Origin of the sequence: Nocardioides marmotae (genome assembly GCF_013177455.1) — a bacterium.
GTDB lineage: Bacteria > Actinomycetota > Actinomycetes > Propionibacteriales > Nocardioidaceae > Nocardioides > Nocardioides marmotae.
Map to the genome: position 1 here is coordinate 3609051 of NZ_CP053660.1, position 15593 is coordinate 3624643.

Sequence of the window (15593 nt, forward strand, 5' to 3'; positions counted from 1 at the left end):
CGGGCCGACCCCGCGGGGCGGGTATGCCGCGCAGGTCGGGGCCGGAGGCGGACGACGGGCGGGCAGGCCCGGTCGTGGTCGGGCCTGGCGGGCCGGAGCGAGGCACGAGCGCAGGCCGGGTAGACCGGGCGTGCCCGCCCGGCGGGAGCCGCAGGCCCCGACCCCCACCACCCGGCGTACGCCGTGGGCGGATGACCGTGGCACAGGCCGCGGTCGGGTCACCGGGTTTCGACACGCTCGCTGGCGCTCGCTGCTCAACCAGCGGGGAGGGCGGTCAGACGATGTCCGGCGCCCGCACCCGGGCCTCGTCGGCCTCCTGGTCGGTGAGCTGCTGCTGGCTCTGGCGCTCGGCCTCGACGCGGCGCAGGTAGTGGTCGACCTCGTCGGCGGTCCGCTCATCGTCCCAGCCGAGCTCCGCGGCCATCAGCCGGGCGACGCCGGGGGCGGCGCGGGTGCCGCGGTCGAAGGTCTCGATGGAGATCCGGGTGCGGCGGGTCAGCACGTCGTCGAGGTGGCGCGCGCCCTCGTGGGTCACCGCGTAGACGACCTCGGCGGCCAGGTGGTCCTCGGCGCCCTCGAGCGGCTCGGCGAGGTCGGGGCGCTCGGCGACCAGCGCGAGCAGGTCGTCGACGAGCGAGCCGTAGCGGTCGAGCAGCGCGTCGATGCGGGCCACGTGCAGCCCGGAGCGGCGCGCGAGGAGCACCCGCTGGTTGGTCCGCGCCTCCCAGCCGTCCGCGCCGAGCAGCGGCACCCGGTCGGTGATCGAGGGACGGACGGCGAGGTTGCCGGTGGTGCGCAGGGAGTGGGCGGCGGCGTCGACCGCGTCCCGCGCCATCACTCGGTACGTCGTCAGCTTCCCGCCCGCGATCATCACCAGCCCGGGCACCGGCGTGACCACGGTGTGCTCGCGCGAGATCTTCGACGTGGGCTCGGACTCCCCGCTCAGCAGCGGCCGCAGGCCGGCGTACACGCCCTCCACGTCGTCGTGGTCGAGCGGCTCGCGGAGGATCGCGTTGACCCGGTCCAGGACGTACTCGATGTCGGTGCGGCTGGCCGCGGGGTGGGCCTTGTCGAGGTCCCACGCGGTGTCGGTGGTGCCGATGACCCAGTGCCGGCCCCACGGGATGACGAAGAGCACCGAGGTCTCGGTGCGCACGATGAAGCCGGCCTCGGACCGGATCCGGTCGCGCGGCACCACGAGGTGGATGCCCTTGGAGGCCTGGACGTGCAGCGCGCCGCGGCCGCCGACCATCTCCTGGACCTCGTCGGTCCATACGCCGGCGGCGTTGACGACGACCTTGGCGCGGACCTCCAGCTCCCGGCCGGTCTCCAGGTCGGTGGCCCGGACCCCGACGACCCGCTCCCCCTCGCGGAGGAACCCGGTCACCCGGACGCGGGTCGCGACGGCGGCCCCGTTGGCGGCGGCGGTCCGGGCGATGGTGAGCACCAGTCGGGCGTCGTCGACCTGGCAGTCGTAGTAGCGGATCGCCCCGGTGACGGTCTCGGCGCGGAAGTCCGGAGCCGTCCGGGCGACCTGGCGGCGGGTCAGGTGGCGGTGCCGCGGGAGCCCGGAGCCGCCGGGCGCGAGGGCGGCCATGCCGTCGTACAGCGCGAGCCCCGCGCCGACGTAGGGCCGCTCCCAGCCGCGGTGGGTCAGCGGGTAGAGGAACGGCACCGGGCGCACCAGGTGGGGCGCGAGCCGGGTCAGCAGCAGCCCGCGCTCGTGCAGCGCCTCGCGCACCAGGGCGAAGTCGAGCATCTCGAGGTAGCGCAGCCCGCCGTGGACGAGCTTGGAGGAGCGGCTGCTCGTGCCGCTGGCCAGGTCGCGCTGCTCGACCAGCGCGGTCGAGAGCCCGCGGGTCACCGCGTCGAGGGCGACCCCGGCCCCGACGACGCCGCCCCCGACCACGAGCACGTCGAGCTCGTGGTCGGGAGCGGCGATCCGGTCGAGCGCCGCCTCGCGGGCGGCGGGGCCCAGCGCACTCGGGTCGGGACGGACGGGCGCGCCGGGCGAGCTCATGGGACCAGTGTGGCTGACGGCTCCTTGCTGACCTGGTCCCAGGTGAAGCGGTAGGTCGCGCCGCCCTCGGGCACCACGAGCGTCAGGTTGTCGCCACCGGCGGCTCCCCCGGCCCCGTAGTTCTCGTCCCAGGAGCCGTCGATCGCGACCTTCCACTCATAGGTCCCGGCGGGCAGGTCGAAGGTGGCGTGCCAGCGGCCGTCGGTCGGGTCGAAGGCCAGCCGGCTCTCGACACAGGCCGGCTGCCAGTCCTCGGGGCACCCGATCTCGGACTGGAGGCTGCCGGCCACCGTCACGCTGTCCCGTGCCGGCGTCGGGGCGGCCGTGGTCACCGCGACCGGGCCGCCGACGACCCGCGGCGTGCCGGGCTCGAGGAGCACGGCTCGGTAGCGCACCCGCGTCCCGAGCGGCAGCCCGGTGACGTCGTCGCGGACGGTGAAGGCGGGCGAGGAGGAGTCGGTGCCGATCGTCGTCCACGCACCGCCGGCGACGCTGCGCTCGAAGCGCACCGACTGCCCGGGACGCTCGGGGTCGACGGTGGCGGTGACGGTCACCGGGTCGACCGCGCTCACGGTGCCGCCCTGGCCGGAGGTGGTGAGGTCGACCGTCGGCGGGGCCACCCGGGTCGTGCGCACACCGCTCGTGCGGCTGTGGCCGCGGTTGTCCAGGACGGCCGCGCGGTAGCGCACCTTCGTGCCCGGGGCCAGGTCACGGGTGTCGTGGAAGACGCGGTAGGGCGCGGAGTCGTCGGTGCCGATGTCGCGCCACCGGCCGCCGCCGACCTTGGCCTGGAAGGTGACCTCGAAGAAGGAGTCGCCACCGACCTTCGCGGTCACCTTCGTGCGGCTGCGGGCGACCTTCGTCGGCACCGGCTCCGCGAGCCGCACCGGGGGCGCCTTCCGCGAGGCCGGGATGCGCTCGGTGGAGGCGTAGACGACCGCCGAGGTCGCCGGGACCGAGACGCGGAGGCGGCCGTCCCGGGCGCTGCGCCGCACGGCCGGCCCGTCGCCGTGGACCCGGCGGAAGTCGCCGCGCGCCACCCAGGTCGGCACGGTGAGGGTGCGCGCGCGGTCGGCGGTGTTGACCACGACGACGTACTCCTGCTGCTGGCGCCGGTCGATGCGGGAGAAGGCGACGACGTCCTCGCCCGCGGCGCGGACCTGCTGGGCCCCGCGCCGCAGGGCCGGGTGCTGCTCGAGGAGGCGGTCGAGCCCGGCGACGGCCCGGTAGAGCGGGTGGTCGGTGTCGAAGCTGTCGGTCGCGGGTGTCTCCTCCGAGCCGAGCTGGTCGTCGTCGACGTACTCGGGCACCTGGCTGGCGAACATGCTCTGCCGCGCCAGCTGGTCCCCGCCGGTGCCGGTGAAGCCCTGCTCGTCGCCGTAGTAGACGACCGGGTTGCCGCGGGAGAGGTACATCAGCTCGTGGGCGAGCACGTCGCGCCGCAGCATCTCCTCGGCCGACCGCTCCGGGTCGTCGACGCCGAGGAAGTGGCCGAAGCGGCCCATGTCGTGGTTGCCGAGGAAGGTCGGCAGCGAGTGGACGTTGCTGTCGGCGTCGGTGTACCAGTCGTCGTCGCGGAAGAACCGGGCCAGCGCCCGGCCGCTGCCCTGCTTGGAGACGAAGTCGCGGGCGGCCCACTGGAAGGGGAAGTCGAGGATCGCCTGCATGCCGTCGTGGGTCGTGTAGTGGGAGGTGAACGCCTTCGCGGCCGCGTCGCTGCCGTCGAGGGCGACCTCGCCGAACATGAAGAAGTCCGGCTTGCCGTGGCTGCGGGCGAAGTCGAGGAGGCCGGGCCCGAAGGCCTGCCAGAACGCGTCGTCGACGTGCTTCATCGTGTCGATCCGGAAGCCGTCGATGCCGAAGTCCTCGACCCACGTGCGGTAGATGTCGATCATCCCCTCGACCACCCGCGGGTGCTCGGTGAAGAGGTCGTCGAGGCCGAAGAAGTCGCCGTACTGGCTGTCCTCGCCGGTGAAGGTCGTGTTGCCGCGGTTGTGGTAGAGCGTCGGGTCGTTGAGCCAGGCCGGGACCTTGAGGTCCTCCTCGCCCGGCTCCAGCACCGGCGTGTAGGGGAACGACGTGGCCGCGTCGAGCTCGGGGAAGCCGGCGGTGCCCGCGTGGTCGCGGTCGTCGAAGGGCACGCCGCCGGCGGTCAGGTAGGGCTCGACGTCCTTGGGCACGTACGCCGTGCGCGCGCCCTCCTCGTAGCCGATGACGTCGGCGGTGTGGTTGGTGATGATGTCGAAGAAGACCTTGATCCCGCGCTCGTGGGCGGCCTCGACCAGCTCGGTGAGGTCGGCGTTGGTGCCCAGGTGCGGGTCGATCCGGGTGAAGTCGGTGATCCAGTAGCCGTGGTAGCCCGCCGAGGGCCCGTCCTCGAGCTGGACCGGCTTGTTCTGGAAGACCGGGGTCAGCCAGATCGCGTCGGTGCCCAGCCCCTCGATGTAGTCCAGCTGCGCGCGCAGGCCGTCGAGGTCGCCGCCGTTGAAGTAGCCCTTGGCGGTGGGGTCGAAGCCGTGCTCGTCCTTGCCGCCGGCGATCCCGCCGGTGTCGTTGCCGGGGTCGCCGTTGGCGAACCGGTCGGCCATGACGAAGTAGAAGCTGTCGTCGGTGATGCCGGCGCGCAGGGCGTGCCGGGCGGGCCCACGGTCCTGCCCGCCGCGGTCGCCCTCCGCGGCGACGGCGGGGGCGGTGGGCCACACCAGCGCGAGCGCGGCCCCGGCCGCGACGAGGGTGGATGGGACGGTACGACGCACGGCGGCCTCCCGAGTGATGGCGCTCACACCAAGTGGTGCGGATCGCACCCTAGGCGCGGCCGCCGACATCGGACAAGGACCAGGTCAGGCGCGCACCCGCGGGCCCAGCGAGGGCCGGTGGTCGTGGTGCATCGCGTGCCGCTCGCGGGTGGCCGCGACCAGGCCCGGGTCGAGGTCGGCGACGGCCAGCCCCTCCTCCTCGTCGAGCCGGTCGAGCGGGCGGCCCTCGGGGTCGTAGACCGCCGAGCCGCCGCAGAACGCGCTGGCCCCGCAGCGGCCGGTGAGGCCGGAGAAGACGACGTAGAAGGAGTTCTCCACCGCCCGCGCGGCGTAGTAGAGGTCGCGGCGGTGCTCCCCGCCGGGGACGTACGCCGCGGAGCTGAGGTAGCCCAGCGCGCCGTCGGCCGCGGCGGCCCGGGCGTGCTCGGGGAAGCAGCCGTCGTAGCAGATGCTCAGGCCGAGCTCGACGCCCTCGACGGTGATCGAGCAGCCGTGGTCGCCGGCGGTGAACCACGGCCGCTCGCCGGGGTCGAGGTGCTGCTTGTCGTAGGGCACGGCCACCTCGCCGTCGGGCCGGACCACGACCGAGGACAGGGTGCGCCGGTCCGACCGCTGGAGCGCGGTGCCGGCGACCACCACGAGGCCGGCCTCGCGGGACGCCTCGCGCAGCGGGTCGAGCTCCGCGCCGGCCAGCCGCGCGGGCGTCGGCAGCTCGCCGTCGAACGCCGCGGCGTCGTACCCGGTCAGGAACGCCTCGGGCAGCACCAGCAGGCGCACGCCCCGGTCGCCGGCCTCGCGGGCCAGCCGCGCCGCGGTGGCGACGTTGGCCAGGAGGTCCCCGGCGACCGCGGCGGCCTGGCCGGCGGCGACGCGGAGGACGCTCACGCGCGTGCGGCCGCGACGGCCTCGGCGAGGCCGCGGGCGGCGAGCCGGTCGGCGCGCTCGTTGCCCTCGTCGCCGCTGTGGCCCTTGACCCAGTGCCACTCGACGTCGTGCTCGGCGCAGGCGGCGACGAGCCGCCGCCACAGGTCGGCGTTCTTGACCGGCTCCTTGGCCTTGGTCAGCCAACCGTTGCGCTGCCAGCCGAGCACCCAGGAGGTGATGCCGTTGCGGACGTAGGTGCTGTCGGTGTAGAGGTGCACGACCGAGCGTCGCCGCAGCGCCTCCAGCGCCTCGATCGGCGCGGTCAGCTCCATCCGGTTGTTGGTGGTGGGCTCGGCGAGGCCGCCGCACAGCTCCAGCTCGTGGCTGCCCTGCCGCAGCAGCGCACCCCACCCGCCGGGGCCCGGGTTGGGCACGCAGGCGCCGTCGGTGTGGATGGTGACGGGGCGCTCGTCGACCTCGCTCACTCGATCACGAGCTCGACGCGCTGGAACTCCTTGACCTCGGTGTAGCCCGTGGTGGCCATGGAGCGCTTGAGCGCGCCGATGAGGTTCATCGTCCCGTCGGCGACGCGGGAGGGGCCGAAGAGGATCTCCTCGAGCGTGCCGACGGTCTCGAACTGCATCCGCTGGCCGCGCGGCAGGTCGGGGTGGTGGGCCTCGGTGCCCCAGTGGAAGCCGTGGCCCGGAGCGTCGGTCGCGCGGGCGAACGGCGAGCCGACCATGACCGCGTCGGCGCCGCAGGCGATCGCCTTGGCGAGGTCCCCGGAGTGGCCGATCGAGCCGTCGGCGATGACGTGGACGTAGCGGCCGCCGGACTCGTCGAGGTAGTCGCGGCGGGCCGCGGCCACGTCGGCGACCGCCGAGGCCATCGGCACCGCGACGCCGAGCACGGTGCGGGTGGTGTGCGCCGCGCCGCCGCCGAAGCCGACGAGCACGCCGGCCGCGCCGGTGCGCATCAGGTGCAGCGCGGCCTGGTGGGTCGCGCAGCCGCCGACGATCACCGGGACGTCGAGCTCGTAGATGAACTCCTTGAGGTTCAGCGGCTCGGCCTGGGAGGAGACGTGCTCGGCCGAGACGGTGGTGCCGCGGATGACGAACATGTCGACGCCCGCGTCCACGACGGTCTTGGCGAACTCCTTGGTCCGCTGCGGCGGCAGCGAGCCCGCGACGGTCACGCCGGCCTCGCGGATCTGGCGCAGCCGCTCGGTGATCAGCTCGGCCTTCACCGGCTCGGTGTAGATCTCCTGGAGACGGCGGGTCGCGTCCTGCCCCTGCAGGCCGGCGACCTCCTCGAGCAGCGGCTCGGGGTCGTCGTACCGCGTCCAGATGCCCTCGAGGTTCAGCACGCCGAGGCCGCCGAACCGGCCGAAGGCGATGGCCGTCTCCGGCGACATCACCGAGTCCATCGGGGCGGCGAGGACGGGCAGGTCGAAGCGGTAGGCGTCGATCTGCCAGTCGGTGCTGACCTCCTCGGGGTCGCGCGTGCGCCGCGAGGGCACGATCGCCACGTCGTCGAAGGAGTACGCCCGCCGCGCGCGCTTGGCCCGTCCGATCTCGATCTCGGTCACCCTCGAACCCTACCGAGGAGACCCGGCACGTCGGGCAACCGTTCACCCGCTCCACCCGGTAGAGGTGGGCATGGACACCCTGACCGGCCTCCGGTCGACGACCTCGGGAGCAGACGTGGGCGCACCTCGCGGCGAGACGCCGGACTTCGACGCGTTCGTCGCCGCGCGCTCCACGCACCTGCTGCGCACGGCCTACCTGCTGACCCGCGACACCGCGCTCGCCGAGGACCTCCTCCAGACGGCGCTGACCAAGGCGTGGTTCTCCTGGTCGCGCATCGAGGGCAATCCCGAGCCCTACGTCCGCCGGATCCTGGTCAACACCTTCGCCTCCTGGTGGCGGCGGCGCTGGAACGGCGAGCAGCCGTGGGCCGAGCCGCCGGAGCCGGCACCGGCCGCCGGCGGGCACGCCGAGGCCGACCAGCGCCACGACCTGTGGGAGGCGATGGGCCGCCTGCCCCGCCGCCAGCGCGCGGTCGTGGTGCTGCGCTTCGTCGAGGACCTCTCCGAGGCCGAGACCGCCCGGTTGCTCGGCGTGAGCACCGGCACCGTCAAGAGCCAGACCAGCAAGGCGCTCGCGAAGCTGCGGGTCGACCCGTCCCTGGCCGCCCCGATCACCACCCCTGCGAGCAGCACGGAGGACCCGGCGTGAACACCCTCGACGACCTGCGCGAGACCCTCCACCGCCACGGCGACGCCGTCGCCGACCACGAGCGCCACGCCCGGCCCGCCGCCGTGCGAGCGCGGGTGCGGATCGCCCGCCGACGACGTACGACGACGCTGGCGACCGCGGCGGCCGTCGTGCTGCTCGCCGGGGTCGGCACGGTCACGGCCGTCGTCGCGCCGGACGGCACCGAGGGCCCCGGGCCGGCGACCGAGGTCGTCGGCGTCACCGTCGCGGAGTCGATCAGCGTGTCCGGCTTCCCCTACGCCTTGAGCACCACCGGGGTGCTCGACGACGGCGACCGGGTGCGCCTGCCGGAGACCACGGCGACCCGCGCGGTCTCGCTCGTCGCCACGGGGCTGGGCTCGGGCGCCGCCACCCTCTACGAGGCGGGCGAGGCCGTCGGCCGGGTCCGGGGCGCCGAGGCCGTCGACGTGCCGGTGCCCGTCTCGACCCTCGGCACCACCCTGCGCGTCGAGGTCGACGGCGCGCCCGCCGGCGCTCGGGTCGGGGTCGCGGTCTACGAGGGCACCGGCGCGCTCGCGGAGGGGGTCGACAACGGCCTGGCCGTGTTCCGCTCCACCGTCGGGGCGGCCTCGTTGCTGGCCGCGGACTTCGCCGAGGCCGGCGAGGCGGAGGCGTCAGTGACCTTCCGGGGCGGGCTGGCCACGGCTCGCATCGCGCGGTACTGCACGAGCGAGGAGCCCGGGCTCTGGGTCCACGTCGACCTCGACGGCGACGGACCGATCTCGGGGCAGTGCAGCGCCGAGGACTCCACGGACGCCGGCCCCTCCTGGTACTCCCTGGACGGCCCCGGGCCGGTCGGTGACCACACGGTCCGCGCCTACCTCACCCGGGGCGAGCGGGGGCCGGAGGTCCGTCCGTCCGGGGCGGAGGTCGGCGTCGCGGTCTACCGGCAGTCGGCGCCGACCGTCGAGATGGCCGGGCTGGACGTCGAGACCGTCATCGAGCACGCCGGGCGCACCTGGCGGCTCGACCCCCTCGTGCCCGGCACGGGCGACACCTTCCGCGGCGAGCACGACTGGAGCACCGTGGTCGACACCGCCGACGGGGACGCCCTGGCCGTGCTGGTCGGGGACGGCGGCCTGGTCCGGGCGACCTGGCAGGGCCGGCTCTCGCGCGGCAGCTCGGCGTCCGTCGGCAGCCGGGTAGGCCCGGCGCTCCTGGTCGGCGGTGTGCTGCTCGAGGGCGATGAGTACGACGTCCGGGTGCTCGCGCGGGGAACGGGTGCGCGGGCGGCCCTGCTGGTCTACCGGCCGTTGTAGTTGGGCGCCTCGGCGGTCATCTGCACGTCGTGCGGGTGGCTCTCCTTGAGCGAGGCCGAGGTGATCCGGACGAACTTGCCCTTCTCCTGCAGCTCGGGCACCGTCCGCGCGCCGATGTAGAACATCGACTGCGCGAGGCCGCCGACGAGCTGGTGGGCGACGGCAGACAGCGGCCCACGGTAGGCGACCTGGCCCTCGATGCCCTCGGGCACGATCAGGTCGTCGCTGGCGACCTCGGCCTGGAAGTAGCGGTCCTTGGAGTAGGACTTCTTGCCGCGGCTGCTCATCGCGCCGAGCGAGCCCATGCCGCGGTAGGCCTTGTACTGCTTGCCGTTGAGGAAGATCAGCTCGCCCGGCGACTCGTCGCAGCCGGCGAGCAGCGAGCCGATCATCACGCTGTCGGCGCCGGCGACCAGGGCCTTGGCGATGTCGCCGGACTGCTGGAGGCCGCCGTCGGCGATGACCGGCACCCCGGCCGGCTTGCACGCCAGCGAGGCCTCGTACACCGCGGTGATCTGCGGTACGCCGGTGCCGGTGACGACGCGCGTGGTGCAGATCGAGCCGGGGCCGAAGCCCACCTTGACCGCGTCCGCGCCGGCGTCGACGAACGCCTGGGCGCCGTCGCGGGTCGCGACGTTGCCGCCGATGACCTGCACGTGGCGGGTCGCGGGGTCGGTCTTGAGCCGGCGGACCATGTCGAGCAGCAGCCGGACGTGGCCGTGGGCGGTGTCGGCGACGAGGACGTCGACGCCCGCGTCGATCAGGGTGGTCGCCCGCTCCCAGGCGTCACCGAAGTAGCCGATCGCCGCCCCGACCATGAGGCCGCCCGAGGCGTCGTTGGTGGCGTTGGGGAACTGCTCGGACTTCACGAAGTCCTTGACGGTGATCAGGCCGACGAGGCGACCCTGGTCGTCGACGAGCGGCAGGCGCTCCTTCTTGTGCCGGCGCAGGAGCACGGTGGCGTCCTCGCGGCTGATGCCGGCCGGGCCGGTCACCAGGTCCTCGGTGGTCATCACCTCGTCGACCTTGGTGGTGGCCCACTCCGCGACCGGGGTGAACCGCAGGTCGCGGTTGGTGATGATGCCCAGCAGCCGGTTCTCGCTGTCGACGACCGGGAAGCCGGAGACGCGGTACTCCCCCGCCAGCCGGTCGAGCTCCTCCAGCGTCGCGTCCGGGCCGATGGTGACCGGGTTGGCGATGATGCCGGTCTGGGTCCGCTTGACCAGGTCCACCTGGTAGGCCTGGTCCTCGATCGAGAGGTTGCGGTGCAGCACGCCGAGGCCGCCCTGGCGCGCCATGGCGATCGCCATGCGCGACTCGGTGACGGTGTCCATCGCGGCGCTGACCAGCGGCACCTTGAGGCTGATCTCGCGGGTCAACCGGCTCGTCGTGTCGATGTCCGACGGCGCCAGGTCGGAGTACCCCGGCAGGAGCAGGACGTCGTCGTAGGTGAGACCGAGGGCGGCGAACTTGTCGGGGAGCTCCACGCCTCCAGCCTACCGGCGGCGCCGACGCCGTCCCGACCGGCCGGAGTGCGGGTGGACGGTGGGCGCGGGTGTCGGAGTCACCGGTTAACCGGTGACTCCTGCACTTATCGGGGCAGATCTCCCCTGAGAAGTGCAGGGGTCGCGTCAACGACGGGACGGATGGGGCTGGTGAGGCCGCGCCCGCCTGGTCCGCGGCGGTCGTGTGCCCCACGACGCGGACCGGCGCGTTCCCAGGCACACGACCCCGCAGCCGAGGCCGAGGACCAGCCGCAGGACGGGTACGCCGCGCAGGTCGGGGCCGGAGGCGGACGACGGGCGGGCAGGCCCGGTCGTGGTCGGGTCTGGCGGGCCGGAGCGAGGCACGAGCGCAGGCCTGGTAGACCGGGCCTGCCCGCCCGGCGGGAGCCGCAGGCCCCGACCACCCACCACCCGGCGTACGCCGCGGGGCGGAGGACCGTGGTCGAGGCCGCGGTCGGCTCGCCGGGTTTCGACACGCTCAGGCCTTGGTGGCCTTCGCTGCTCAACCAGCGGGGGCTCAACCAGCGACGGGGGTCAGCTGGTGAGCGGGCGAAGCTCGCGGACGGCGACGCGGACCGTCAGCACGTCGGCGGCCATCCGGATCCGGCCGCGCATGCCGGCGGCGAGCACCATCGGGAGCACCGCCTGGTTGTCCGCGCGGGTCGTCAGCACGATCTCGTCCGCGCCGAGGGTGTGCGCGAGGCGGGCGGCGTCGACGAGCAGCCGGGTGCCGATCCCCCGGCGCTGCCAGGCGGGGTCGACCCGGAGCACGACCGGCCGGGTCGAGGGGTCCTCCGCGAGCGGGTCCTGCACGGTCGCCAGCCCGACGACGACACCGTCGACCACCGCGGAGACCGACCCGCCGTCGACGACGTGCTCGGGGGTCGCGCCGCCGCCCATCCGGCGCCCGGCGGTCACCGCGATCGCCGACTCCGCCCGGGTCCGTTGCAGCACGTCGCTGACCAGGTCGGCCATCGCCGCGCCGCGGGCGTGCTCGGTGGCGGTGAACGACGCCGTGCGGCGTACCTGCACCTGCACCTCGCCGACGGTCATCTCCATGACGTCCTGCGGCGGGCCGTCCGGGTCGACCGGGTCGGCCTCGGCGTCGAAGAGCCGGGCGACGACGTCGGGGAAGGACATCGGGGAGGCCAGGATCGCCCGGGCGGCCTGGACGTAGCGGGTGGGCTGGTCGGTGAGGGCGGCCTCGGTGCAGGGCTGGACGACCACGTTGCGCCCGCCCGCGCGCTCGACGAGGTGGGCGGTGCCGGACGCGCCCCACCCCTGCGGCGTGCTGAGCACCAGCTCGTCGGTCACCGCCTCCACGCCCGGGAAGATCTGCAGTCCGAGGATGTTGACCCCCGCCCGGCCGCAGTGCTCGGCCAGCACCGCCAGCGACCCGGGGCGATCGGGCAGGGTGGTCCGCACTCTCCACAACATGCCGCCAGGGTGCGCCCGCCAGGTTGCCGGTCGGCGTCCCCTGTGTTTCGTCGGCGCTACGACCGGCCGGGACCGGCCCGTGACCGCCGGTCTGGGACCCTGGACCCGTGCTCGACCGGTGGCAGTCCCTCGCCCACCGGGTCGAGGGCGTCGTCGAGTCTCGCTGGACCGTGGCGGTCGCGGCGGCCCTCGCGTTCCTGCTCCGGCTCCCGGGGCTGACCCGTCCGGTGCGTGCCGACGAGGCCGGGTTCACCCTGGTCGCGCGCGGCTGGGACCCGCGGCCCGACAGCGTGTACGGCGACCTCTTCGTCGACCGCCACCCGCTCCTGGTCGCCGTCTTCGGCCTCAGTGACCGCATCGGCGGCGAGCACGCCATCCGCGTGGTCGGCGCCCTCGCCTGCGCGCTGACCGTGCTCGGCGCGGCCGCGGTGGCCCGCCGGGTCAGCAGCGAGCGAGCAGCGAAGTGGACCGCCGTGGCCGTCGCCGCGCTGCTGACCAACACCGTCATCGACGCGGTCGCGGTCAAGGGCGAGATCCTCGCGCTGCCCCTCCTGTTCGGCTCGATCCTGTGCGCCCTGGACGGGCTCGCCCGCCGCTCGCCGGCCCGGGCGGCGCTCGCCGGGCTGCTCGCAACGACCGCCCTCGGGATGAAGCAGAACCTCGCCGGCGGCCTGGCCTTCGGCGCCGTCCTGCTCGTGGCCGCCCTGCTCACCCGGCGCATCGACGGCCGCACCTTCAGCCGGCTCGCCGCGGCCGCGGTCGCCGGCGCCGCCGTACCCGTCCTGGCCACCGTCGCCTGGGCGGCCGCCGCGGGCGTGGACCTCGAGACGGTCTGGTACGCCGTCTACGGCTTCCGCCTCGACGCCAACACGGTCCTTGCGGAGAGCGGCTCCGCCGCTCCCGCGTCGCGCGCGGTGACCCTCGCCTTCGCCGCGCTGGCCGCGGGCATGGTCGCCGTCGTCGGCGGCTTCCTCGTCAACATCCGCCGGGAGTGGCGTGCCGACCCGGTCGTCACCGCGGCCACCCTGGCGATCGTGCTGGCCGACGGGCTGGCGCTGGTCCTCGGGGGCAGCTACTGGCGCGACTACCTCTTCGGACTGGTCCCCGCGACCGCACTGTGCGCCGCCCTGCTCGCCCGCCGGCGCACCGGCCGCGGTCGCACGATGCGCCTGGTGATCGGGCTCAGCGCGGCGTCCTCCGTGGTCTGCCTGCTCGGCTGGGTCGGCTGGAACGCGCTGGACTTCCAGGAGTTCCCCGAGGACGACACCGGCGCGGCGATCGCCGCGGCGGCCGAGCCCGGCGACACCCTGGTCGTCTTCGGCGGCCGCGCCGACCTCCAGCTGAGCAGCGGCCTGCCCACGCCGTACACGCACCTGTGGAGCCTGCCGATGCGCACCCTCGACCCCGACTACGCCGAGCTCCGCACCCTCCTCGAGGGCCCGGACGCACCGACCTGGTTCGTGGAGTGGGTGCCGTGGGGTGCCTGGGGAGCCCCTGGCGCCGAGGAGCTGTACGACGCCGTGCGGGCCCGCTACGAGCTGCACGACACCGGGTGCTGGGACCGGCCGGTCTACCTGCTGCGCGGGCTCGACCGGCCGCCGCTCGAGCCCGACTGCTGAGCCCCCACCCCCGCCTCGTGATGCCCAGCGTGCGCCGGAGCGCTCGCTCACCATCACGAGACGGGTCACGGCAGATCCGGGGCGGACCCGGAACGCCGACGGCGCCGGCCCCCCTGCTGGGGACCGGCGCCGCCGGGTGGTGCGTGAGGTGGCCCGGTCCGCGGACCGGGCCGGTCACTCAGTGACCGTGGCCGTGACCGTGGCCTGCGGCCGCGGTCTCGTCCTCCTCCTCGGGCTTGTCGACGATCAGCGTCTCGGTCGTCAGCAGCATCGCCGCGATCGAGGTGGCGTTGACCAGCGCGGAGCGGGTGACCTTGACCGGGTCGAGGACGCCCTGGGCGACCAGGTCGCCGTACTCGCCGGTCGCGGCGTTGAAGCCGTTGCCGACGCCGAGCTCGCGGACCTTGGTGGTGACGACGTAGCCGTTGTCACCGCCGTTCTCGGCGATCCAGCGCAGCGGCTCGTCGGCGGACTTGCGCACGATGCGCACGCCGGCGGCCTCGTCACCGGTCAGGCCGAGGTCGCCGTCGAGGACGGAGACCGCGTGGATGAGCGCGGAGCCACCGCCGGGGACGATGCCCTCCTCGATCGCGGCGCGCGTCGCGGAGACGGCGTCCTCGATGCGGTGCTTCTTCTCCTTCAGCTCCACCTCGGTGTGCGCGCCGACCTTGATCACGCAGACACCGCCGGCGAGCTTGGCGAGGCGCTCCTGGAGCTTCTCGCGGTCCCAGTCGGAGTCGGTGGACTCGATCTCGGCCTTGATCTGGTTGACGCGACCCTCGACCTCGGCGGGGTCACCGGCGCCGTCGACGATCGTGGTGTTGTCCTTGGTGACCACGACGCGGCGGGCCTGGCCGAGGACCTCGAGGCCCACCTGGTCGAGCTTGAGGCCGACCTCGGGGGCGACGACCTGACCACCGGTCAGGGTCGCGATGTCCTGCATCATCGCCTTGCGGCGGTCACCGAAGGCCGGGGCCTTGACCGCGACGGCGTTGAACGTGCCGCGGATCTTGTTCACGACCAGGGTCGAGAGCGCCTCGCCGTCGACGTCCTCGGCGAGGATGAACAGCGGCTTGCCGGCCTGGATGACCTTCTCCAGCAGCGGGAGCAGCTCGGCGACGGCCGAGATCTTCCCCTGGTGCAGCAGGATGTAGGGGTCGTCGATGACGGCCTCCATCCGCTCGGGGTCGGTCACGAAGTACTGGCTGATGTAGCCCTTGTCGAACTGCATGCCCTCGGTGAAGTCGAGCTCGGTGCCCATGGTGTTGGACTCCTCGACGGTGATGACACCGTCCTTGCCGACCTTGTCGAAGGCCTGCGCGAGCAGGTCACCGATGTGGCTGTCGCGCGAGGAGATCGTGGCGACCGACGCCATGTCCTCGCGGGTCTCCACCTCGCGGGCGGCGTCGCGCAGCGCGTTGCCGACGGCCTCGGCGGCGGCGTCCATGCCGCGCTTGAGCCCCATCGGGTTGGCGCCGGCGGCGACGGCGCGCAGACCCTCGTGCACCATCGCCTGGGCCAGCACCGTCGCGGTGGTCGTGCCGTCACCCGCGACGTCGTTGGTCTTGGTGGCGACCTCCTTGGTCAGCTGGGCGCCGAGGTTCTCGAAGGGGTCGTCCAGCTCGATCTCACGGGCGACGGTCACACCGTCGTTGGTGATGGTCGGGGCGCCCCACTTCTTGTCGAGGACGACGTAGCGGCCCTTGGGGCCGAGGGTGACCTTGACGGCGTTGGCGAGCGCGTCGACGCCGCGCTCGAGGGCACGGCGGGCGTTCTCATCGAACTCGAGGATCTTCGGCATGGTTCTCCTACCTGATGCTGTGGGTAATGAATCCGGGTCGTGTGCCTGCGAACGCG

11 protein-coding genes are annotated in these 15593 nt (G+C 74.0%); 3 read left to right on the forward strand and 8 right to left on the reverse strand.

Translation table 11 applies throughout. The annotated features are described in order from the left end of the window. Positions 1-274: 274 nt before the first annotated feature. From HPC71_RS17085 to HPC71_RS17105, 5 genes are read right to left on the reverse strand one after another with little or no spacing between them, the layout of a single operon-like run. Positions 275-2020: a glycerol-3-phosphate dehydrogenase/oxidase gene (locus HPC71_RS17085; protein WP_154614625.1), complete on the reverse strand. Its 1746-nt coding sequence runs from the start codon at positions 2018-2020 to the stop codon at positions 275-277. Beyond that, positions 2017-4803: an alpha-amylase family glycosyl hydrolase gene (locus HPC71_RS17090; RefSeq protein ID WP_253943761.1), complete on the reverse strand. Its 2787-nt coding sequence runs from the start codon at positions 4801-4803 to the stop codon at positions 2017-2019. The genes HPC71_RS17085 and HPC71_RS17090 overlap by 4 nt, the downstream gene beginning before the upstream one ends. 57 nt (positions 4804-4860) lie before the next feature. Beyond that, complete coding sequence (locus HPC71_RS17095; protein ID WP_171896966.1) at positions 4861-5661, reverse strand: carbon-nitrogen hydrolase family protein; 801 nt, start codon at positions 5659-5661, stop codon at positions 4861-4863. Further along, entirely contained in the window at positions 5658-6125 is a 468-nt protein-coding gene (rnhA, locus tag HPC71_RS17100; RefSeq protein WP_171896967.1) for a ribonuclease HI, read from the reverse strand. The genes HPC71_RS17095 and rnhA overlap by 4 nt, the downstream gene beginning before the upstream one ends. Then, entirely contained in the window at positions 6122-7228 is a 1107-nt protein-coding gene (locus HPC71_RS17105; protein WP_171896968.1) for a GuaB3 family IMP dehydrogenase-related protein, read from the reverse strand. The genes rnhA and HPC71_RS17105 overlap by 4 nt, the downstream gene beginning before the upstream one ends. A 70-nt stretch (positions 7229-7298) precedes the next feature. Between HPC71_RS17105 and HPC71_RS17110 the strand changes: the two genes are divergently transcribed. Both HPC71_RS17110 and HPC71_RS17115 read left to right on the forward strand, forming a co-directional pair. Continuing rightward, on the forward strand, positions 7299-7877 hold the full coding sequence (locus HPC71_RS17110) for a SigE family RNA polymerase sigma factor (RefSeq protein ID WP_154614623.1): 579 nt from the start codon (positions 7299-7301) through the stop codon (positions 7875-7877). Further along, positions 7874-9175: a hypothetical protein gene (locus tag HPC71_RS17115; RefSeq protein ID WP_154614622.1), complete on the forward strand. Its 1302-nt coding sequence runs from the start codon at positions 7874-7876 to the stop codon at positions 9173-9175. Before HPC71_RS17110 ends, HPC71_RS17115 begins: the two co-directional genes overlap by 4 nt. Here HPC71_RS17115 and guaB read toward each other — a convergent pair. Together guaB and HPC71_RS17125 are read right to left on the reverse strand one after the other, a co-directional pair. Beyond that, entirely contained in the window at positions 9160-10662 is a 1503-nt protein-coding gene (gene guaB, locus HPC71_RS17120; RefSeq protein WP_171896969.1) for an IMP dehydrogenase, read from the reverse strand. The two genes, HPC71_RS17115 and guaB, sit on opposite strands and share 16 nt — an antisense overlap. Before the next feature lie 552 nt (positions 10663-11214). Next, positions 11215-12105 carry a GNAT family N-acetyltransferase gene (locus HPC71_RS17125; RefSeq protein WP_253943762.1) on the reverse strand — a complete coding sequence of 297 codons (891 nt, stop codon included), beginning with the start codon at positions 12103-12105 and terminating at the stop codon, positions 11215-11217. Between the two features lie 119 nt (positions 12106-12224). Here HPC71_RS17125 and HPC71_RS17130 point away from each other — a divergent pair, with 119 nt between their 5' ends. Next, entirely contained in the window at positions 12225-13736 is a 1512-nt protein-coding gene (locus HPC71_RS17130; RefSeq protein WP_154615782.1) for a glycosyltransferase family 39 protein, read from the forward strand. Positions 13737-13914: 178 nt separating this feature from the next. Here HPC71_RS17130 and groL read toward each other — a convergent pair whose 3' ends face one another. Continuing rightward, the gene (gene groL, locus HPC71_RS17135; protein WP_154615780.1) at positions 13915-15537 is read right to left on the reverse strand and encodes a chaperonin GroEL; all 1623 of its coding nucleotides are present in this window, start codon (positions 15535-15537) and stop codon (positions 13915-13917) included. Positions 15538-15593 lie beyond the last annotated feature (56 nt).

Excerpts from the sequence above, each read along its gene's own strand:
- HPC71_RS17085 (WP_154614625.1), bottom strand. The coding sequence starts at position 2,020 with ATGAGCTCGCCCGGCGCGCCCGTCCGTCCCGACCCGAGTGCGCTGGGC.
- HPC71_RS17110 (WP_154614623.1), top strand. The coding sequence starts at position 7,299 with ATGGACACCCTGACCGGCCTCCGGTCGACGACCTCGGGAGCAGACGTG.
- groL (WP_154615780.1), bottom strand. The coding sequence starts at position 15,537 with ATGCCGAAGATCCTCGAGTTCGATGAGAACGCCCGCCGTGCCCTCGAG.